General features: G+C 71.0%; 18 protein-coding genes. 14 read left to right on the top strand and 4 right to left on the bottom strand.

Features of this window, described 5'->3' with window-relative positions; translation table 11 throughout:
• Positions 1 to 31: 31 nt before the first annotated feature.
• Positions 32 to 439: a hypothetical protein gene (locus NQK81_RS17250; protein ID WP_257489778.1), complete on the top strand. Its 408-nt coding sequence runs from the start codon at positions 32 to 34 to the stop codon at positions 437 to 439.
• 161 nt (positions 440 to 600) lie between these two features.
• Here NQK81_RS17250 and NQK81_RS17245 read toward each other — a convergent pair whose 3' ends face one another.
• Positions 601 to 1,686, bottom strand: coding sequence for a neutral zinc metallopeptidase (locus tag NQK81_RS17245; RefSeq protein WP_321183858.1), 1,086 nt, complete (start codon positions 1,684 to 1,686; stop codon positions 601 to 603).
• A gap of 216 nt (positions 1,687 to 1,902) precedes the next feature.
• Here NQK81_RS17245 and NQK81_RS17240 point away from each other — a divergent pair, with 216 nt between their 5' ends.
• From NQK81_RS17240 to NQK81_RS17210, 7 genes are all read left to right on the top strand, one after another.
• Positions 1,903 to 3,057, top strand: a complete 1,155-nt coding sequence (locus tag NQK81_RS17240; RefSeq protein ID WP_257489006.1) for a DUF7847 domain-containing protein — start codon at positions 1,903 to 1,905, stop codon at positions 3,055 to 3,057.
• The gene (locus NQK81_RS17235) at positions 3,051 to 3,692 is read left to right on the top strand and encodes a DUF4129 domain-containing protein (protein ID WP_257489005.1); all 642 of its coding nucleotides are present in this window, start codon (positions 3,051 to 3,053) and stop codon (positions 3,690 to 3,692) included. The genes NQK81_RS17240 and NQK81_RS17235 overlap by 7 nt, the downstream gene beginning before the upstream one ends.
• Positions 3,689 to 4,813 (top strand): DUF4350 domain-containing protein, encoded by a 1,125-nt coding sequence (locus tag NQK81_RS17230; protein WP_257489004.1) that lies wholly within the window; start codon positions 3,689 to 3,691, stop codon positions 4,811 to 4,813. Before NQK81_RS17235 ends, NQK81_RS17230 begins: the two co-directional genes overlap by 4 nt.
• A gap of 17 nt (positions 4,814 to 4,830) precedes the next feature.
• Positions 4,831 to 5,790, top strand: coding sequence for an AAA family ATPase (locus tag NQK81_RS17225; RefSeq protein WP_126736589.1), 960 nt, complete (start codon positions 4,831 to 4,833; stop codon positions 5,788 to 5,790).
• Positions 5,790 to 7,076 (top strand): DUF58 domain-containing protein, encoded by a 1,287-nt coding sequence (locus tag NQK81_RS17220; protein WP_257489003.1) that lies wholly within the window; start codon positions 5,790 to 5,792, stop codon positions 7,074 to 7,076. Before NQK81_RS17225 ends, NQK81_RS17220 begins: the two co-directional genes overlap by 1 nt.
• Before the next feature lie 58 nt (positions 7,077 to 7,134).
• Complete coding sequence (locus NQK81_RS17215; protein WP_257489002.1) at positions 7,135 to 7,881, top strand: maleylpyruvate isomerase family mycothiol-dependent enzyme; 747 nt, start codon at positions 7,135 to 7,137, stop codon at positions 7,879 to 7,881.
• An 86-nt stretch (positions 7,882 to 7,967) separates the two neighbouring features.
• The gene (locus tag NQK81_RS17210; protein WP_257489001.1) at positions 7,968 to 8,750 is read left to right on the top strand and encodes an RICIN domain-containing protein; all 783 of its coding nucleotides are present in this window, start codon (positions 7,968 to 7,970) and stop codon (positions 8,748 to 8,750) included.
• Between the two features lie 80 nt (positions 8,751 to 8,830).
• Here the strand turns inward: NQK81_RS17210 and NQK81_RS17205 are convergent, their stop codons facing one another.
• Both NQK81_RS17205 and NQK81_RS17200 read right to left on the bottom strand, forming a co-directional pair.
• The gene (locus NQK81_RS17205; RefSeq protein ID WP_257489000.1) at positions 8,831 to 9,904 is read right to left on the bottom strand and encodes a hypothetical protein; all 1,074 of its coding nucleotides are present in this window, start codon (positions 9,902 to 9,904) and stop codon (positions 8,831 to 8,833) included.
• Positions 9,905 to 9,921: 17 nt separating this feature from the next.
• Entirely contained in the window at positions 9,922 to 10,929 is a 1,008-nt protein-coding gene (locus NQK81_RS17200) for a stage II sporulation protein M (protein ID WP_126736569.1), read from the bottom strand.
• Between the two features lie 61 nt (positions 10,930 to 10,990).
• Between NQK81_RS17200 and NQK81_RS17195 the strand changes: the two genes are divergently transcribed.
• Positions 10,991 to 11,869, top strand: a complete 879-nt coding sequence (locus NQK81_RS17195) for an RDD family protein (RefSeq protein ID WP_257488999.1) — start codon at positions 10,991 to 10,993, stop codon at positions 11,867 to 11,869.
• Between the two features lie 111 nt (positions 11,870 to 11,980).
• On the opposite strand, the gene NQK81_RS17190 is transcribed toward NQK81_RS17195, so the two are convergent.
• Positions 11,981 to 13,237 carry a neutral zinc metallopeptidase gene (locus NQK81_RS17190; RefSeq protein ID WP_257488998.1) on the bottom strand — a complete coding sequence of 419 codons (1,257 nt, stop codon included), beginning with the start codon at positions 13,235 to 13,237 and terminating at the stop codon, positions 11,981 to 11,983.
• A gap of 228 nt (positions 13,238 to 13,465) precedes the next feature.
• Here NQK81_RS17190 and NQK81_RS17185 point away from each other — a divergent pair, with 228 nt between their 5' ends.
• Genes NQK81_RS17185 through nudC form a run of 5 tightly spaced genes read left to right on the top strand, consistent with a single transcriptional unit; the run spans position 13,466 to position 20,544 of the window.
• Positions 13,466 to 15,235, top strand: coding sequence for a DUF2207 family protein (locus tag NQK81_RS17185; protein WP_257489777.1), 1,770 nt, complete (start codon positions 13,466 to 13,468; stop codon positions 15,233 to 15,235).
• Position 15,236: 1 nt separating this feature from the next.
• Positions 15,237 to 16,832 carry a DUF2207 family protein gene (locus NQK81_RS17180; protein WP_257488997.1) on the top strand — a complete coding sequence of 532 codons (1,596 nt, stop codon included), beginning with the start codon at positions 15,237 to 15,239 and terminating at the stop codon, positions 16,830 to 16,832.
• Positions 16,833 to 16,853: 21 nt separating this feature from the next.
• Complete coding sequence (locus NQK81_RS17175) at positions 16,854 to 18,158, top strand: M16 family metallopeptidase (protein WP_192746527.1); 1,305 nt, start codon at positions 16,854 to 16,856, stop codon at positions 18,156 to 18,158.
• The gene (locus tag NQK81_RS17170) at positions 18,155 to 19,531 is read left to right on the top strand and encodes a M16 family metallopeptidase (protein ID WP_257488996.1); all 1,377 of its coding nucleotides are present in this window, start codon (positions 18,155 to 18,157) and stop codon (positions 19,529 to 19,531) included. Before NQK81_RS17175 ends, NQK81_RS17170 begins: the two co-directional genes overlap by 4 nt.
• The gene (gene nudC, locus NQK81_RS17165) at positions 19,531 to 20,544 is read left to right on the top strand and encodes an NAD(+) diphosphatase (protein ID WP_257488994.1); all 1,014 of its coding nucleotides are present in this window, start codon (positions 19,531 to 19,533) and stop codon (positions 20,542 to 20,544) included. Before NQK81_RS17170 ends, nudC begins: the two co-directional genes overlap by 1 nt.
• Positions 20,545 to 20,635: the final 91 nt, after the last annotated feature.

Below are 20,635 nucleotides of genomic sequence, written 5' to 3'. Positions count from 1 at the left end.
AGGGCTCACCCCGGGGTGGAACTCCCTGGCCGTGGCGGCCGGGGCCGGCCTGCTGGTGATCTTCCTGGCCTGGCTCGCCGGGCCGGGGCTGTTCGGTATCTCGAACGAGACCAAGGGGACGACCGTGCGGGCGGAGGTCGTCGAGCCCGCGCCCTGCACGGGCGGCGGCGCGACCGAGAAGGTCAAATTCGAATTCGGCGGCAAGCCGATGGAGGGCTCGCTCAACGCCTGCGGACACGGCAAGGGCGAGCGCCTCGAGGTCGTCGTCCCCGACGGCGCTTCGGGGGACGCGGTCGCCGTGCACGCGGCCGAGGCGACGGCGGGAGCGAGCGACGCGCGGCGGCCGCTCGGGCTGGCGCTGCTGGTTTTCAGCTGCTTCGCGGGCGGGATGTACGTCTTCTTGGTGTTGCGTGGGCCGCGTGTGCCGGTGACCGCCTGACCTCTGGTCTCGGACTGGTCACGCGGGACTGTGTGGATTTCTGGTCATCCAACGCCACAAAAGCCACACAGTCGGCACCCTGGGCGACCACCCACCCGAAGCGCGTGAAGGCCCCCTTCCCTCGGCTCAGCCGAGGGAAGGGGGCCTTCACGCGCGGAAAGTCAGGAAACGGCGCTCGCCGGGGCCGAGAAGGTGTTGCAGTCGGCGATCCGGTTGTTGCTCGCACCCGCCCGCCACCAGGACGCGTAGTGCGCGTTCGTCCCGTGGTCCTGGCTGCGCGAGGTGTTGTCGCCCCGGGTCTCCTGGTCGTTCCAGGCCTTGTTGTACATGTCCCGGCTGACCGTGCCGCCCTGGTCGACGTGCGCGCCGAGGAACATCCCGGAGAAGCACTGCGCCTGGAGTTCCTTGCGCCGCGACATCTCCAGCCCGGCGGGGCTGTTCTGGCCGGCGTCGTAGATCTTCTGCCAGGCCGCGTCCATCAGCCCGGCGACCTCCTGCACGTGATGCCCGTACTCGTGCGCGAAAAGGGCCAGGTAGACGCCGGGGTTGTTGCCGTACTGGTCGGTCTGGAGACCACGGAACGGCACGTAGAGGTTGTTCTCGCAGTAGTACGCCGCCGTCGCGATGCCCACCTGGATCGTGCCGCATTCGGTCTCGAAGCTGGCGCCGGTCGGGAAGTGCAGCGCGGGCGGCGTGAACGGCAGGTCGTAGGCGTCGAGGAACGGGCCCCAGGCGTTGTCGAGGCATTTGCCGGCCGCGGTGAAGAACGCCTCGGCGGCCTGCTGGCTGCTCTGCCACTGCGGCAGCGTGCAGACCCGGTTCCGCAGGCCGGCGTTGGGGTCCTGGAGGATCGGGTGGTCGGCGAGCTTGAGGATCTTCTGCGGACCGCTCGACGAGGACGGCGCCCTGGACGGCGACGTCGGGAACGGATTCGTCGAGGAAGAGGGCGACGAAGACCCGCTCGGCGGCAGTTCCGCCCGCGACGACGTGTTCGGCAGGGTGCTGTAGCCCGCGTTCGCTACGTGATCGGAGTCGTCACGATTGAGTGAAACGATCGCCACCAGGCCGAGGACCAGCACCGCGACCGCGCCGAGGCAGATACCGATGATCGCGCCCACGGACTTGCGCGGCGGCGGAGGCGGGAAGTGGTGCGGCGCGCCGTGCCACTGGGCAGGGTGCTGGCCGTGCACCGGCGGTGGCTGGACGGCGCCGCGTGGCGGCCACTGGCCGTGGGGCGGTTGCGTCATCAAGTCGGTCCCGGTGGTTCTAGGGGCGAACCGGGGGTACCCGGCCCGATGTTCAGCATAACGAGCTAACGGTGTCCCCACCCACAGCTCGGCTGCAGAGGGTATCCAGCGTGAGGCGAGCGGTCACCCATCAGTGTCGTCCCCCCAGCTCTGGCTGGGTGTCGGACCCTCTGGAAGAGTGGGCGCAAGCAACGTGAACGGGTAAGGGGCTGTCGCATGACGGAGACCGGCGGACCGTCCGGGCCTGAAGGCACCGAGATGCCGAAGCCGAAGGCGGGGGAACCAGCACAGTCGAAGGCAGGGGAACCAGCACAGCCGCAGGCTGACACGCCGACACCGCCGCAGGGGGAAGTGCCGCCCTCACCGGCGCCGGAGCAGCAGTGGCAGTCCCCGTCCGGGGCGACGCCGCCGCCTCCTCCGCTGCCGTCGTATCAGCCGCCGCCGCAGCAGCAGTATCCGAACTGGAAGGTCGGCCTCGGCAGGCCCGGCGTCATCCCGCTGCGCCCGCTGAACCTCACCGACATCCTCGACGGCGCGGTCACCGCCATGCGCAAGTACTGGCGGATGGTGTTCGGTGCCGCCGCGGTCACCGCCGTGTTCACCGCGGCCATCAACCTGGTCGGGCTGCTGCTGGTCGACACCACCGCCGACCTCGAGCGGATGCGTGATCTCGGCCCGGCGGCCACCGATCAGGAACTGATGAACCAGATGCTCGGCGTCCTCGGCGGGACGCTGGCTTCGTCGTCGATCAGCCTGGTCGCCACCCTGCTCGGGACGACGGTCCTCACCGGATTCCTGACCGTGTTGATGGGCAAGGCCGTGCTGGGCAAGCCGGTCACCTTCAAGGAGGCGCTGCGTGAGGCGACGCCGCGGCTGCTGCCGCTGCTCGGCCTGACCGTGCTCTACACGATCGCGATCATGGTCGCCGCGATCTTCTGCCTGCTGCCCGCGATCATCCCCTACACCTTCTGGGCGCTGGCCAGCCCGGCGTTCATCCTCGAACGCGGCACGGTGATGGAGGCGTTCCGCCGGTCGGTGAAGCTGGTGTCGGGGATGTTCTGGCGGGTCTTCGGCATCCTGCTGCTGGCCACCGTGATCTCGTCGTTCCTGGCGTCCATCATCACGATCCCGTTCAGCTTCAGCGCCTTCCTGTCCATCTTCGGCGATCTGGACCAGATGTACGTCCCGTCGACCGGCGATCTCATCCTGCAGTCGGTGGGCACGGTGATCGCGCAGACGATCGTCGGCCCGTTCACCGCGCTCGTCACCGTGATCCTCTACATCGATCAGCGGATGCGCCGTGAGGGCATGGACATCGAGCTGGCCCGCGCGGCCGGGATCGCGACGCCGCCCCCGCCGCAGGCATGGTGACGCGCTTCCTCACCGAGGTCCCGGTCGACATCGACCGGGACACCGCCCGGCTGCGCGCCGCCGAGGAGCTCTCGGGCGAGGGCTATCAGGCCGCGAGGCCGAGCTGGCTGACCGAAGCGTTCAACTGGGTGGTCGAGAAGCTGCTGGGCTTCCTCGAAAAGGTGAACAGCGCGGTGCCCGGCGGGATCTTCGCCGTGCTGCTGCTGGTCCTCGTGCTGATCGTGCTGGTCGTGGTGATCCGCCTCAAGTCCGGTCCGCTGGCGACGTCGGCCAAGAGCGGCCGGGCCGTGTTCGCCGGGCAGCGCAAGGCGTCCGGCGAACATCGCAAGGCGGCCGAGGAGGCCGCGTCGCGCGGTGACTTCGACGACGCAGTCCGCGAGCGCTTCCGTGCCGTGGTGCGGTCCTTGGAGGAGCGCGCGCTGCTGGACGAGAAGTCCGGCCGGACAGCCGACGAGGCCGCCATCGAAGCCGGCCGGCTGCTGCCCGACGTGGCCGCTTCCTTGCGCGCGGGCGCCCGGTTGTTCGACGACGTCCACTACGGCGGGATCCCCGCGACGGAGGCCGGCTACCGGTCACTGTCCGAATTGGACGAGAGCTGCCGTCGCGCCAGGCCCGTCGCCTTGGCGGCCGGATGACCTCGGTCTCGCCCGACGCCCGCCGGATCTGGCGCGGGGTGCGGCTCCCGCTCGCCGTCGTGCTCCTGATCGTGCTGACCGGGACGCTGCTCGTCCTGCTGCGGGGCGACCAGACCACCGGCGCGCTCGAACCGGGTTCGTACGAGCCCACCGGGAGCCGCGCGCTGGCGACGCTGCTGGAACGGGAAGGCGTCAAGATCCCGATCGTGCGTACCGCCGCCGCGGCCAAGGGGGTCGCGAGGGGCGCGACGGTCTTGATCACCCAGCCCGAGTACGTGCCCAAGAGCGCCTTCACGGAGATCAGGCAGAACGCCGAACAGGTCGTGCTGGTGCAGCCGAGCCCTCGCACGGTCGAAGAGATCCTTCCCGGTGTGAGGGTGAACGGCCAGGCCGAGACCGAGACCCGCGCGCCCGACTGCGAGGCCGAGGATCCCGTCGCGGCGGGCAACGCGACGATGGGCGGCCTGAAGTACGCGGCAACTCAGCCGAGGGCGCAGGAATGCTACGGCGGCTCGTATCTCGAAGTCCCGGGTCCACAAGGGACGGTGACCGTACTCGGCACCCCCACCCCGCTGACCAACGACTGGCTGGCCGACGAGGGCAACGCGGCGCTGGCGATGCGGCTGCTCGGAAAGCACGAGCGGCTGGTCTGGTACCTGCCGACGGCCGCCGATCCGTCGCTGGAGACCGAGAAGAAGCCGCTGTCCGAGCTGATCCCGGCGGGCTGGTCGTACGCGGCCTTGCAGGCCGGGGTCGCGGTGGTGCTGCTGGCGCTGTGGCGTTCGCGGCGGCTGGGGCCGGTGGTGACCGAGCCGATCCCGGTCGTGGTCCGCGCGGCGGAAGCCACCGAAGGACGGGCGAGGTTGTATCGCAAGGCGAAAGCCGCCGCGCACGCCGGGGAAACCTTGCGGGAGGCGGCCCGCGCGCGGCTCCGGCCGTTGCTGGGGCTCACCCGCGACGCCGAACCGGCCGCGCTCGTGGAGTCCGTCGCCGCGCGGACCGGCCGGCCGCCCGCGGAGATCGGCGCGCTGTTGTACGGGGACCCGCCCGCCGATGACGCCGCGCTGGTGCGGCTGGCGGACGGACTCGATGTCGTGGAACGAGAGGTGGAGCGGTCTTGAGTACCGAACAGTCCAATATGGACGCCGCGGCCGACGCGCGGGCGGCGCTGATCGCGCTGCGTACCGAGGTCGGGAAGGCCGTGGTGGGTAACGACGCGGCCGTCACCGGGCTCATCATCGCGTTGCTGTGCCGGGGGCACGTGCTGCTCGAAGGCGTCCCCGGGGTGGCGAAGACCCTGCTGGTGCGGGCACTGGCGGCCGCGCTGGACCTGGAGACGACGCGGGTGCAGTTCACGCCGGACCTCATGCCGGGCGACATCACCGGTTCGATCGTGTACGACGCGCACAGCGGGGAGTTCTCGTTCCGCGAAGGCCCGGTGTTCACGAACCTGTTGCTGGCCGACGAGATCAACCGCACGCCGCCGAAAACGCAGTCCTCGCTGCTGGAGGCGATGGAGGAGCGTCAGGTCTCCAGCGACGGCAAGACGCGGCCGCTGCCCGACCCGTTCATCGTCATCGCGACGCAGAACCCGGTCGAGTACGAGGGCACGTACCCGCTGCCCGAGGCGCAGCTGGACCGGTTCCTGCTGAAGCTGACCATGCCGATGCCGTCCCGTGAGGACGAATTCGGCATTCTTTCCCGGCACGCGCAGGGTTTCGACCCGCGTGACCTCGGTGCCGCCGGCGTCACGCCGGTCGCCGGGGCCGCCCAGCTCGACGCCGCACGGCGCGCGGTCGCCGGAGTCACCGTGCGCCCCGAGGTGCTCGCCTACATCGTCGATGTCTGCCGGGCGACGCGGTCGCTGCCGTCGGTGCGGCTCGGTGTCTCCCCGCGTGGCGCGACCGCGTTGCTCGCCGCGACCCGGGCGTGGGCTTGGCTCGCGGGCCGTGACTACGCCACCCCGGACGACGTCAAAGCCTTGGCGCGTCCGGCTTTGCGGCACCGGCTCGACCTGCGGCCCGAGGCCGAACTCGAAGGCGCGACCGCCGACGGCGTGCTGGACCGGGTCCTCGCGTCCGTGCCCGTTCCGCGCTGATGGCCGTCACCGGGCGGCTCGGGCTGCTGGCGCTCCTCGCGGCGCCGGCGGTCGGTTTCCTGCTGCCCTCGTGGGCCGGGATCGGGCTGGCCGCGGCGGTGCTGCTTTTGTTGGTGGTGCTGGACCTCCTGCTCGCCGGGAGCGTGCGGCGGCTGGAATTCGCGCGCTCCGGCGCGACGTCGGTGCGGCTGGGGGAGGCGTGCGAGGTCACGCTCACCGTGGCCAATCCCGGCGGCCGTCCCGTGCGCGCGTGGCTACGGGATGCCTGGCCGCCCAGCGCCGGCGCGGACGACCGGCACCGGCTGACGTTGCCCCCTGGCGAACGCCGCGTCGTGACCACGCGGCTACTGCCGACCCGGCGCGGCGACCGGATCGCGGCGAGGGTGACCGTCCGGTCGACCGGGCCGCTGGGGCTCGCCGCGCGGCAGGGTTCGCACGACGTGCCATGGACCGTGCGGGTGCTGCCGCCGTTCCACAGCCGCAAGCACCTGCCTTCGCGGCTCGCGCGGCTGCAGCAGCTCGACGGCCGCAACGCGGTGCTGATCCGGGGCCAGGGCACGGAATTCGACTCCCTGCGCGAATACGTGATCGGTGACGACGTCCGGTCTATCGACTGGCGGGCTTCGGCGCGCGCGTCCGACGTCATGGTGCGGACCTGGCGCCCGGAACGTGACCGGCACGTGGTGCTGGTGCTCGACACCGGCCGCGTTTCGGCGGGCCGGGTCGGGGACGCGCCCCGGCTCGACGCGGCGATGGACGCGGCCCTGCTGCTGGCCGTGCTCGCCGCCCGGGCGGGTGACCGCGTCGACCTCCTCGCCTACGACCGGCAGGTCCACGCCGCGGTCCAGGGATCGACGGAGTTGTTGCCCGCCTTGGTGAACGCCATGGCGCCACTCGAATCGTCGCTGGTCGAGACCGACGCGCGGGGGATGGTCGCGGAGGTGCTGCGGCGGACCCGGCGGCGCGCGCTGGTCGTCCTGCTGACCGGGCTGGACGCGGCACCGCTGGAAGAAGGCCTGTTCCCGGTGCTGTCGAAGCTGACCTCGCGGCACCAGCTGATGATCGCTTCGGTGGCGGACCCGCGGGTCGCCGAGATGGCGGCGGGCCGCGGTGACGCGGAAGCCGTCTACGACGCGGCCGCGGCCGAGCGCGTGCTGGCCGAACGACGCCAGGTCACCGCGCGGCTGGCGCGGCACGGGGTCGAGGTCGTCGACGCGGTGCCCGGGGACCTGCCGCCGCGGCTGGCGGACCGGTATCTCGCGTTGAAGGCGGCCGGACGGCTGTGATGTCGAGAACCGTGAAGCGGCTCCGACCACCTGGTGAACCGATCATCAGGAGGAACCGATGGATTTCGACCGGCACTGCGCGGAGATCGTCACCCAGGCCGAACTGCTCGCGACCGAACTGGCCGACGCCGACCTGACGACGCCCGTGCCGTCCTGTCCAGGCTGGACGTTGGGCGCGCTGGTGCGGCATCTCGGCGCCGGGCATCGATGGGCGGACGAGATCGTCCGGAGCCGGGCGACCGCGCCGGTGCCCGACGACCGGGTGCGCCGGGTGGACGGCGACGATTCCGGACGGCTGCCCGGGTCGTGGCTGGTGGACGGGGCCACCCGGCTGGCGTCGGCGCTGCGGGAAGCGGGACCGGACGCTGAGGTCTGGGTGCCGTTCCACTACCGGACCGCGTCGTTCTACGCGCGCCGCTTCACCCACGAGACGCTCGTCCACCGCGCTGACGCGACTCTGGCCGCGGGGAAGGAGTTCCACGCCACGCCCGAAGTCGTGCTCGACGCGATCGACGAGTGGATGGAACTCGAAGCGCTGCCCCTGCACTTCGAGCTCAGGCCGGAGAAACGGGAGATCCTCGGGGCGGGCCGGTCGGTCGGTTTCGAGGCGGGGGAGCACGCGTGGTTCCTCGACCTCGACGGCTCGGCGGTCACCTGGGAGCGGGGACGGCGCGGCGCCGCGGTGACCGTGCGTGGCTCGCTGACGGATCTGTTGCTGGCGCTCTACCAGCGCCGGGACGCCGGGGACGTCGTCGGTGACCTCGATCTGTTCGAGCTGTGGCAGACCCACGTGCGGTTCGGCTGAACCCGATGGAGTGGTGCCGGTTGGCGACGACGGTCGCGGGCGGTTAGCTCGGAGGGAGATCCGGACCGACAGGATAGGGGCCAGTCTTGCGCAGGTTCGTGCTGTTCCTAGCGGTGGTTTCGGTGATGCTGCCGGGGTCGCCCGCTTCCGCGCAGCCCGCCGGAACGCCGGTCTACCTCGCCGACGGGGGCGGCACGATCTCCTTGGCCGCGGCCGACGGCAAGCTCGCGCTCGCCGACGCGAAGGACGCCAACGCGCAGTGGGTGTACGACAAGGCCGCGCTTTCGTACAAGCATGTCGCGAGTGGACAGTGCCTGGCGGCGATCAGCCCGGTCGACGGGGTCGGCGTCAAACTCGTGGCGTGCGACGGCAAGGACCGTCACCAGCAATGGCGCCGCAACGCCGGGCTGCCCGGGCTGGTGCTGCTGGCGAACGTGGCGACGGCCCGGTGCCTGACCGCGGAGTCGCCGGTCGTCGGGGCCCGGCTGTACCAGGAGGTGTGTTCGCTGTCCGGACTCTCCAACACCTGGGCGGCCGGTGTGCGGACGCTCGCGATCCTGTCGGGCAACGGGCAGCGGCTGTCGACGAAGACACCCGGTCAGCCGTTCGTGGTGCGCGTGGTCGGCGAGAACGGCCAGCCCGCGGCCGACGTGCCGGTGAACTTCTTCGTCCGCGCGGCACGGCCGAAGAACGTGCTGATCTTCGAAGGCGGCGCCGAGACGGCGACCGCGAAGACCGCGGCCGATGGCTCTGCGGCGAGTCCGAAGATCGTCCTGACCGAACCCGGCGAGTTCGAGATCCGGTTCACGGGCAGCGCGAGCCTGGAGGACGGGAACACCATCACCTTCGAAGGCAGCTGCACCTGTTGAGCTACGGCCGGGTTGGTCGTGAGTGGCGATTCGTGTTCTAACCCGAAACGCCGCTCACGACCAACCTGACCCATGCGGAACTACGCCACCAGGGCGAAACTCGAGTAGTACTCACCCGAGGGATCCCGTGAACCGCTCCGGTCGGGGCTGACCTCGGCGCCGACCCAGCCTTGGAACGCGCCCGCGTCGTCGATCACCTGCAGGAGCGGCCGCACGTGGCTGTTCCCGAGGTAGCAACCGTTGTAGGACAGGCATTCGCACCAGAACTCGTAGCTGTTGCGCCGTCCGCCGAAAGCGTCGCTCAGGTAGTAGAACCGCCTGTCACCGGTGTCGACGATCTTCTTCGCGCAGGCCTCGTATCCGGGGCCGGCGGGGCAGCAGGAGGACGGGTCGCATCCGGAGTCGTACTGCACGAACCCGAGGCAGGAGCCGTCGTCGCATTGGTTCCACCCCGGGCCGACGCCGAGGGCGCCGCTGCCGCCGCGGGTCCAGTTCGTGATCGCGCGGCGGTTCACGCCCTGTCCTTCGAGCAGGTACGACCGTTGGGTCGCGCGGACCGAGCTCATCGGGGCCTTGCTGGTCTGCGCGAGGGAGGCGTTGCTGCCGTAGGCGATGCCGCTGGTGATCGAGTAGTCGTCGCTCACGAGTTGCAGGCGGCCGAGACCCGGCCGGGTCTCCGAGACCGCCCACGTCTCTTTGAGGTCGACGGCGGTGGTGGTGCCGTCGACGGTGCTGCGGGTCCAGGTGATGGCCACCTGCCCGGAGGTCTCGGCGTAGGTGCCGGTGAAGTGGCCGTTCGGCGCGCCGGTGAAGCCGGGCGCGGTCTTGATCGGGCAGTTGTTGCGGGGATTGGTACCCGGTGCCCAGTCTCCGCAGTAGTAGACGTCGCCGCTGTCGACCGGGACGGGGAAGCCCGCCTGGCTCCAGGTCCAGAAGTTGTGCGCGACGGTGTTGTCGGCCGGGTTGAACACGAGATAGCCGAGGCGGACGTAATTACGGTCGGCGTCGGTCCGGAACCCGCCGACGCTCACCACCCAGTTCAGCTTGCCGGACGGCGCGGACACGGTTTGAGCCTGTGACGCGCCGACGAGGAGCGTCGAGGCGAGGACGGACAGGACGACGATCGCGAAGACGCGTAACCGTTTTCTCCCCATGAAAGGAGCTAACCAGGTCAGCCGGCTTCCGGTCGAGAATCTCCAGCGTATCGCCAGTCGACATCACCCACTTCGCCCGCTTTCGCGGCGCGACGCCCGACGACGAACACGTACAGTAAGAACGCGACCTCGGCGACTACTCCGATTCCGATGCGTGCCCAGGTCGGCAGGCCCGACGGCGTCACGAACCCTTCGATCACGCCGGAGATCAGCAGCACCACGGTCAGCCCCAGCGCCATCACCACGACCGACCGGCCCTGTTCGCCGAGCGCCGCCGTCCGGGAACGGCGTCCCGGGTCGATGACCGTCCAGCCGAGCTTCAGTCCCGTCCCGGCGGCGACGAACACCGCGGTCAGTTCCAGCAGGCCGTGCGGCAGGATCAGGCCGAAGAACACGTCGAGCCGCCCGGCCGAGGACATCAGCGCCGCACCGATCGCGAGGTTCAGCGAGTTCGCCCAGAGCGCGTAGATCACCGGGACCCCCAGCACCACGCCGAGGAACAGGCAGGTCGCCGCCACCCACGCGTTGTTGGTCCAGACCCGCGCGGCGAAGGAGCCCGCGGGGTCGGACGAGTAGTACGTCTCGTACTTCCCGCCCGGCGCGGTCAGGTCCTTGAACTCCTCCGGCGAGGCCAGCGACGCGAGCACCTGCGGGTCACCGGCGATCCACACCGCCGCGATCGCCATCACCGCGATCGACGCCGCCGCCGACGCGAGCCACCAGCGCCGGCTCAGGTACAGGGCCGCCGGGAACCGCTGGGTGAAGAAGAGACCGAATTCGCGCCAGGCCGGACTGTGCGAGCCGGTGACGGCGGAGCGCGCCTTCGCGACCAGGCCGGACAGCTGCGCGACGAGCACGGGATCGGGCGCGACCGAGCGGATGATCGACAGATGCGTCGCGACGCGCTGGTACAGCGTCACCAGCTCGTCGGCGTCCGGGCCGCTGAGCTTCCCGGCGCGGCCGACGAGCTCGCGCAGCCGATTCCATTCGGCCTGATGCGCGGCGACGAACACGTCCACGTCCAACTCGGAGCCCTCCCGGCCATCGTCCTTGGTCGCCCAGCCTATTCGTCACTACGCTTGCCCGGTGGAACAAGAGTCCGAACTCGTCACCGGCGAGGCCGTCGTCCTGGACGTCCGCGCGGCGAAACTGGCCAGCCGCGGGCTCGCCATGATGCTCGACGTCGCCCTCCAGCTCGTCGCCCTGATCGTCGCGATGCTGGTGCTGAGCCAGGTCGCCGCGTTCGGTGACGAAGCGCTGGCGCTGACCCTGTTCCTGGTGACCGTCGTGCTGATCATGGTCGGCTATCCGGTGATCTTCGAGACACTGAGCCGCGGCCGCACCCTCGGGAAGATGGCGCTCGGCCTGCGGGTGGTCCGCACCGACGGCGGCCCGGTGCGGTTCCGGCACGCGCTGGTCCGCGGGCTGGCCGGGTTCTTCATCGACTTCTGGGCGCTCGGGATGCTCGGTGTCGTGGCGGTGGTCACGTCGCTGCTGTCGCCCAACGGCCGCCGCGTCGGCGACTACCTCGCCGGCACGCTGGTGATCCGGGAACGCATGCCCGCCGCCAGGACACCGTATGTCGGGATGCCGCCGCAGCTGGCGTACTGGGCCTCGCAGCTGGACCTGACCCGGCTTTCGAACGACCTCGCGCTGGCCGTCCGCCAGTACCTGAGCCGGACGAGCGAGCTCCGCCCCGAAGCGGTCGAGGCGCTCGGGTACGGGCTCGCCCAGCAGGTCGCGGCGGCGATCGGGGCGCCGGTGCCGCCGGGGGTGCCGTCCTGGGCGTACCTGTCGGCCGTGCTGGCCGAGCGACGGCGGCGGGATCAGGCGAAGCTCCAGCCGGCGGTCCAGTACGGACAGGCTTATCCGCAGGCGGTCGCTCCGGCCGCTCCCGCACCGGTCGCCCGGCCGGAAGCCCCCTCGGAACCGGCTCCGGAGAACCCCTTCGCGCCACCGGGCTGACCCGCGCTGAGAGAAGTCCGTGAGTGGCCGCGCGCAGTACATGAAGGCCCCCTTCCTTGCGCTAGACGCAAGGAAGGGGGCCTTCATGTACTTACGAAACCTCAGCGCGGGTCAGGAAACGTCGGCCGGCTTGGCCGCCCAGGTGTTGCACTCGAACATCCGGTTCTTCTGCGCGCCGTGCTGCCACCACGACACCGCGTGCGCGTCGGAACCGTGGTCGCGCGGGCCGCCGTCGCGGTCGCCGCGGTCCTGGGTCTGCCAGGCGTCGCGGTACATCGCCTGATCGACCGAGCCGCCGCGGCCCACCGTGGAACCCAGGAACGTCCCGGAAAGACACTGCGCCGAAAGCTCGTTGCGCCGCGACATCTCCAGTCCCGCCGCCGAATCGGTGCCCGCTTCGTACCGGGCGGTCCAATAGGCCTCCGAAATACCGGATAGCGCTTGGATGTGGTGCGCGTACTCATGGGCGTAGACGGCCAGATAGACCCCCGGCCGGTTGCCGTACTGGGAGACCTGGAGGCCTTCGTAGGGCATGTAAAGCGTCTCGTTCTGCGAGCAGTAGAACGCCGCCACGGAACCATTGCTGGCGTCGCCGCAGGGGCTCGACCAGTTCTTGCCGGACGGGTACTTCACGGTCGGGACCCGGAACGGCAGCTTCGTGTAGTCCATGACCTGCCGCCAGACGCTGTCCAGACAGGGCCGCGCGCTCTCGAAGAAGGCCGCCGCCGCGTCCGGGTTGTTCGCCCAGCGCGCGAGGTTGCACGGCTGGTTCGGCAAGCCGACCCGGGAATCGAGCCACAGCGGGTTGTCCGCCAGTTTGAGGACCGGCCGCGGGCCGGAGGGCGTGCGGCTGGCCGACGTCTCGCGGGTCGAGCCCGTCGAAGTCTCGCGTGAAGCGGTCGTCTCGCGCGAACGGGTGCTCGTGGTCGACGTGTCACTGGACGTGGTCGTCGTCGTGTAGTCCGAAGTGGAGGTCGTGGGATAGCTCGAGTACCCGACGTCCGCGACTTGGCGCGACCCGCCGCCGGCGATGGTGACCACCATGAGCAGCCCGCCCATCACCGCCATCAGCGCCACGATCGCGACCGCCGCGATCACCCCGCCGTTCGACTTCTTGGCTTGGTATCCCCCGTAAGGAGTGAACGCGGGCTGCGCGAAACGCGGGCCGTACGGAAGCTGCGGCGGGCCGACGGCGCCGGGCCGGAACGGGACCGGCGCGCCGATCCGCGGCGGCGGCAGCGGAGCCGCGCCCGGCGGGGGCAGCGGCAGGCCACCACTCGGCGGACCCGGACGGAACGGCGGCGGCTGCGAAACCGGCGGCCGGGGACGACCGGGCGGGACGGGGCCCGGCCGGTTCGGCGGGGGCATCGGCCGGCCGCCGCGCGGTGGCAGCGGACGAGCTCCCGGCGGCGGAAGCGGACGGCCACCTTGCGGTGGTCGTGGCGGCGGAGTCGGCCGGCGCCGCGGATCAGGCGGGCCGGGCGGCTGCTGGTTCATCGAGTGGATCCCCCATGCGTTCGGCAACGCCGTTCGCCCAGGTGGCGGATTCGGCGTTTCGGCGGTCAGCATAGATCGGCTGCCCTAGAGTGTGTGGCTGTGTTGACGAAATGGGGGACGGCGGTCGTGGCCGTCGCGGCGAGCTCGGCCTTGATGGCCCCGCCGTCGGATACGAACGTTCCGGAGGCGCCCGCGGCGGGCCCTTCGCTGACGAACGCGCCGCAGCTGCCGAAGCCGCCGCCGATCGGCGCGCGCGGTCAGCTCGGGCTCCTCCAGCCGCCGTCCGGCGCGGCCGCGAACGTCGCGGTGAAGGTGGAACGCGACGGTTCGCTGTCGATCACCGAGCAGGTGACCGTCCCGGGTGGACAGCAGCTCGTGCGCCGGATTCCCTTGAAGGTTCCCGCAGGCGAAGATCAGGACCGCGTGTACGTCGTCCGTGACGTCTCGGTCGAGGGCGCGGGCAAGGCGGAGCCGAACGGCGAACAGCTGGTCGCCACCTTCGACGGCGGCGCGTCCACCCTCAAGTACAAAGTGGACGGAGCGGTCGCGGACGTCGCCGGCGCGCAGCAGGTCCGCTGGCAGGTCGCGAGCGGCTGGGACGGCGAGCTGTCCCGGGTGTCCGCTTCGTTCAGCGCGCCGACGCGCGAAACGCCCACAGTGGACTGTTTCGCCGGGCCGCTCGGTTCGGACAGGCAGTGTTCGCTCGCGGAGACCGACCACAGCGGCGTCGTCCGCGTCGAGCAGGACAAACTCCCGGCGGGTGAACGGGTCGACATCGCCGTCCAGCTCCCGGCAGGCACGGTGCCCGCGAACGCGCGCTTCGAGCAGATCGCCACGGTCGGCGGCGCGTTCGCCCTCACCACCCTCGCCGGCCTCGGTTTCGGTGCGCTGGCACTGATCCTGGTGCTCGGCGCGCTCGCCATCTGGCTGCTGCGCCGTCGCGACAAGGCCGCGCTCACCGCGGGCACCGGTCCGGTCGACGTCCTCATGCGCGACGGCGACCGGGTCTCGTTCGCCTCGCCCGACGGTGTCCTGCCGGGACAGGTCGGCACGGTCGTCGACGAGACGGTCGACGTCGTGGACGTCAGCGGCACGGTGGTCGACCTCGCCGTCCGCAACTACCTGTGGATCGCCGAGGTCCGCGGCGCGGGCACGGTCGACTGGCGGATCGCGCGCCGCAACGCGCCGGACGAGCACCTCGCGGCCTTCGAACGCGAGATCTACACCGCGATCCTGCCCGAGGGCACCGATTCCGTGCTGCTGTCGGAACTCCGGGGCCGCGGCACCGTCGATCTCCGTGTCGCGGGCGAGGCGATGTACGCCGACGTGGTGCGCAAGGGCTGGTTCTCTTGCCGTCCGGACAAGGGCAAGGGCAAGCTCACGTGGGCGGGGCTCGGCCTGATCGCGCTCGGCCTCGTGGGCATCGCCGTCCTGACGTTCACCGTCGGGCACGCGCTGCTCGGCGTCGCGGCCGTGCTCGCCGGCGTGGCCGCGCTGCTGGGCGCTTCGTGGGTGCCGCCGCGGACCTCGCGCGGCAGGCGACTGGTCGGCCAGGTGCGCGGGCTGCTCGAGTACCTGCACACCGTCAAGGTCGCCGACATCCCGGTGGCGGACCGGGAAATGGTGTTCTCGCGATCGCTGCCGTACGCCATCGTGCTCGGTGACGCCGAGCGCTGGCTCCGGACGTTCGAAGGGCTCGACCCGTCGGCGGACGGCTCGGCCGGGCTGTACTGGTTCGGCGGTCTCGAAGGCGACCGGGACCTGCGCCGGTTCGCCGCGCACCTGCCGTCGTTCCTGTCCGCTTTGGACGGTCTGCTCGCCGAATCCGGGCACCTGCGCTCGCTCCGTCCCGAACCGGTCCCCGCCTGACGTGAAGATCTGCTTGCTGGTCGGTCTCCTGCTGGTGCTGGGCGCGGCACCGGCGGGAGCGCAAGGCGAACCGCAGCTGCCCTCGCTGCCGAACAGCGCGGAGATCTCGCTCAAGGTGGAACGCGACGGCGCGCTCTCGGTCGTCGAGGCGGTGTCCGTGCCGAGCGAGGCGACGATGACCCGCCGGATCCCGCTCCGCACCGCGGCCCCGAACGACCGTGACCGGATCATCGGCATCCGCGACGTCGTCATCGAGGGCGCGGGAAACGCCGAGCTGACCGACGACGAGTTCACCGTCAAGCTCAAGGGCGGCACCTCGATCGTCAGGTACACAGTGGACGGTGCGGTCTCCGAAGCCGACGGCCTGACCAAGGTGAGCTGGCAGCTCGCGGGTGGCTGGGACACCCGGCTCGAGCTCGTGCGGGCGAGCTTCGCCGCGCCGTCCGTCCCGAACGCCGTCATCTGTCACGCCGGACCCGAGGGGTCTCGCGTGCGCTGCGGTACCGCCCAGATCGCGCATTCCGGGCTGACCAGGTTCAGCCAGCAGAACCTCGCGGCCGGGCAGCGGATGGAGATCTCGGTGGAGCTGCCCGGCGGGACCGTCCCGGCGAACGCGCGCCTGGAGCCGTCGAAGACCTTCGCCGGGGCGTTCGTGCTCACCGCTCCGGTCGGCTGGGCCTGGTTCGGCTTCGCGCTCGCGCTGGTCGCGGCCGCGGTGGCGCTGGTCCTGCTGCGGAGGCGGGACGAACACCCTGGAGACGCGCTCCCAGTCCGCTTGCTCGCCGGGAAGGCGTTCACCTCACCCGACGGAGTGCTGCCCGGCCAGGTCGGAACCGTCCTCACAGGTCGCGCCGACGCCGTCGACCTCGCCGCGACGGTCGTCGACCTCGCCGTCCGGAACTACCTCTGGGTGAGCGAGGAGCCAGGCGAGCTGACCGGCTGGCGGCTCGTCCGCCGCAACCCGCCGGACGACCAGCTGACCGCCTGCGAACGCGCTGTCTTCGACGCGCTGCTGCCCGGCGAACGCGAGTCCGTGCTGCTGTCGGAGATCCAGTCGGCGCGGATCGGGATCGAAACGGTGCGCGAGGCGCTGGACGACAGCGTCGTCGAGCGCCGCTGGTACTCGCGGCTGCCCGGCAGGCTGCCCCGGGCCGGCCTGCGGATCTGCTGCTACGGCCTGTTCCTCACCGTCCTGCTGGCCTTGACCGTCGGCTACGCCCAGCTCGGCCTGATCGTCATCACCGCGGGCGCGGTACTCGCCGTCGCCGCCCGGTGGCTGCCGGTGCGCACCGGCGCCGGTGTCGTGCTGCACCGGCGGCTGCTCGGCGTCCGTGACGCGCTGCTGGCGACCAAGCCGGCGGCCGTCCCGAAGCTCGAACGCGAGGTGCTGCTTTCCCGGGCGCTGCCGTACGCGCTCGCTCTCGGCGAACAGGAAACCTGGGTCGCCGGATTCGCCGAGCTCAAGGGTCCGCCCAAGATCTACTGGTACGGCAAGGAAGACGGCGGCGAGGTCGCGATCGAGCGGGTGAGCGACTTCACGGCCGCGCTAGTGGGAACCTTCGCCGCGACCCGCCAGGGTCGTCGCCTGGAGGCCTGAGTAGCCCGTAGGGTGGTGCGCATGGCCGATCCCGAGCTTGTCCGATTCACCCTCGACAACGGTCTGCGCGTGGTGCTCGCGCCCGACGCGACCGCTCCGGTGGTGGGTGTCAGCGTCCACTACGACGTGGGCTTCCGTTCCGAGCCCGAAGGGCGCACCGGTTTCGCGCACCTCTTCGAGCATTTGATGTTCCAGGGGAGCGAGAGCCTGGAGAAGCTCGCGCACTTCCGGTACGTCCAGTCGAGTGGTGGCAGCTTCAACGGCTCCACCCATCCGGACTACACGGACTACTTCGAGGTCCTCCCCGCCGCGGCTCTCGAGCGCGCCCTGTTCCTCGAAGCGGACAGGATGCGGGCGCCGAAGCTGACGCAGGAGAACCTGGCCAACCAGATCGACGTGGTCAAGGAGGAGATCCGCCTCAACGTGCTGAACCGGCCGTACGGCGGGTTCCCGTGGATCCTGCTCCCGCCGGTGCTCTACTCCACGTTCCCCAACGCGCACAACGGTTACGGCGGTTTCGAGGATCTCGAACAGGCCACCCTCGACGACTGCGCGGCCTTCTTCGACACCTACTACTCGCCCGCGAACGCGGTGCTGACCGTCGCCGGTGACTTCACCGTCGAGGAGGCCCGCGAGCTGATCGAGAAGCACTTCGGCGACGTGCCGCACCGGCCCGCGCCGCAGCGTCCGTCGTTCGCCGAGCCCGCCCCCGAGGGCGAGCTGCGCGGCGAGCACGTGGACCCGCACGCCCCGCTGCCCGCGGTCGGCGTCGGCTACCGCATGCCGGACCCGATCAACGACCTCGACGGCTACCTGGCGAACCTCGTGCTCGCCGGCGTGCTGACCGACGGCGACGGCTCCCGCCTGCAGCAGCGCCTGGTGCACCGTGAGCCGCTGGTCGTCGACATCGGCGCGGGCGCCGGGCTGTTCGGGCCGTTCGAGGCCCGCGACCCGGACACGTTCACCATCACCGCGATCCACCCGCACGAGGTCGGCACCGACCAGGTCCTCGCCGCGCTGGACGAGGAACTGGAGAAGCTGGCGGCCACGCCGCCGGAAGACCAGGAGATCAAGAAGGTCACCGCGCGCTGGGCCGCGAGCCTGCACTCCGAGCACGACAAGCTGGTGTCCCGCACGCTGGCCCTCGGCTCGTTCGAGCTGCTCTACGGCGACGCTTCGCTGGTGTACCGGCTCGCCGAGAAGATCTCGGCGATCACCGGGGAGGCCGTTTCGGCGGCGGCGAAGGCGCTGCGGCCGGATTCGCGCGCCGTGCTCGTCGTCCGCCCCGGTAGTGGATCTTCAGACCAGGAAGGTACCGAGCAGTGAGCGCACCGCACCGCACCGCCGAGGAGATCGGCCGCACGGCCGCCGGGCCGCGTCCGGTCCCTTCGCTGGGGACACAGCGCGCCGCCGCCGATCTGTCCCATGTGGACACCACGCTGAGCAACGGGCTGCGGGTGCTCGCCGTCCGCAAGCCCACCGTGCCGCTGGTCGAGCTGCGCGTCTGGATCCCGTTCGCCGGTGAAGACAAGCTGCACCCGGCGACCGCCGAGGTACTGGCCGAAACCCTGCTGACCGGCACCGCCCGCCGCGACCGCATCGAGATCGACGCGGACCTCGCGCTGATCGGCGGCGACCTCGCCTCCGGTGTCGACCCGGAGCGCCTGATCATCACCGGTACCTCGCTGGCCGACGGCCTGCCGACGATGCTCGACGTCCTCGCCGACTCGCTCACCGGCGCGTCGTACGCGGACGCCGAGGTCGAGCGGGAACGCGAGCGGCTCATCGAGCGGATCGCCGTCTCCCGCACCCAGCCGAGGACTATCGCCCGCGAGGCGCTGCAGAAGCACCGCTACGGCGACCACCCGGCCGTGCGCGAGGTCCCGCAGGCCGAAGACGTGGCGGTCGTGACGCCGGAACAGGTTCGCGCGCTGCACCGGGCTTCGGTGCTGCCGCGGGGATCCGTGCTGGTGATCGTCGGCGACATCGACCCGGATACCGTCATCGGCGACCTGGAGAAGGCGTTCGGCGGCTGGGCTTCGGACCGCTCCGCCGTCCGCCTGCCCGTGCTGCCCGACCTCGTCGGCGGCAACGTCCTGCTGGTGCCGCGGGCCGGTGCCGTGCAGTCGCAGATCCGGCTGTCCGCGCAGACCGTGTCGCGCACGGACCCGCGGTATCCGGCGCTGCAGCTGGCGAACCTCGTGTACGGCGGGTACTTCTCGTCGCGGCTGGTCGAGAACATCCGCGAGGACAAGGGTTACACCTACAGCGCGCACTCCGGTTTCGAGTTCACCGACCAGACCGCCGTGGTGAACGTCGACGCGGACACCGCGACCGACGCGACCGCCGCCGCGCTCCTGGAGACGCGGTACGAGCTGGCCAGGCTCGGCCTCGTGCCGCCGACCGCCGACGAGGTCGAGTCGGTGCGCCAGTACGCGATCGGTTCGCTGGTCACGGCGGCGTCGTCGCAGGGTGGCCTTGCCGCGCAGCTGTCCGCGCTCGCCGCGACGGGGCTGGGCGTCGAATGGCTGGCCGGACACCCGGAGCGCCTCGCCGCGGTCACCGCCGAAGACGTGGCGAACGCGGCGCTGGAGTTCTTCGCGCCCAAGCGGTTCACCGGGGTCGTCGTCGGCGACGCCGAGGTCCTCGCGCCGAAGCTGACGGCGCTGGGTGACGTGACCGTCGGGGAGCCCTCCTGATGGAGACGCCGTTCGGGTTGGGGGCGCTCCCGACGCTTTCGCGCTCCACGGCGGACCGTCAGGAATCCTTGCGCACCAACCCGGACAGGCTCGCCGAGCGCTGGCCGAACGCCCGGATCGTGCTGCTCGACGAGCACGCGCGCACCCCGGTGGTGGAGGGTTCCGGCACGCTCGCGACCCGCAAGTCGCAGGACTTCGGCACCGAGCCGCCCGCCGACGCGGTCTTCCTGGGGGAGTGGCAGGGCACCGACTACTGGTCGATGCCGGGCCGCCCCGCCGGGGAGACCGAGACCGTCGAAATGGCGGGCAGCTGGGGCGTCATCGAACAGGTCCAGCGCCGCGACGGCGAGATCTGGGTCGACCTGCGCGGCTACGGCGACCTGCTCGACGACACGTCGGCCGGGCTGTTCACCACCGCGCAGGCGCTGCAGGCCTGGCGGCGGCAGGCGAAGTTCTGCACGCGCTGCGGCAGCCCGACCGAGCTGATCCAGCTGGGCTGGGCGAGCAAGTGCACCGGCTGCGGCCGGGAAGAGTACCCGCGCACCGACCCAGCGGTGATCTGTCTCGTGCACGACGACGCCGGCGTCAACGGTGAGCACGTCCTGCTGGCGCGGCAGCCGATCTGGCCGCCGGACCGGTATTCGATCCTCGCCGGTTTCGTCGAGGCGGGGGAGTCGCTCGAAGGCTGTGTCGAGCGGGAGATCCGTGAAGAGGTCGGCGTCGAGGTGCGCGATGTGCGTTATCTCGGCAGCCAGCCGTGGCCGTTCCCGCGGTCGATCATGCTCGGCTTCACCGCGCGGGCCGACATCGCGTCGACGATCGTGCCCGCGGAGGGCGAGATCGAAGAGGCGTTCTGGGTTTCGCGCGAGGAGGTGCGGGCCGCTTTCGCGAACAGTCAGCTGCGGAACGCGGGCGCCGTGCCGACGCCGATCGCCGGCGGCACCCGGCAGCTGGTGCTGCCCGGGAACTCGTCGATCGCGCGCGTGATGCTGGCGGCCTGGGCGGGCGTCTGATCCCGGGCGTAACTCACGTGCTTGAACGCGTAACTCGCGTGATTGGACGCGTAACTCGCGTGATTGGACGAGTTACGTCTCCAAGCACGCG

The sequence above is a fragment of the Amycolatopsis roodepoortensis genome (genome assembly GCF_024628825.1).
Taxonomy (GTDB): Bacteria; Actinomycetota; Actinomycetes; order Mycobacteriales; family Pseudonocardiaceae; genus Amycolatopsis; species Amycolatopsis roodepoortensis.
This window is presented reverse-complemented; position numbering and strand designations above follow the sequence as displayed.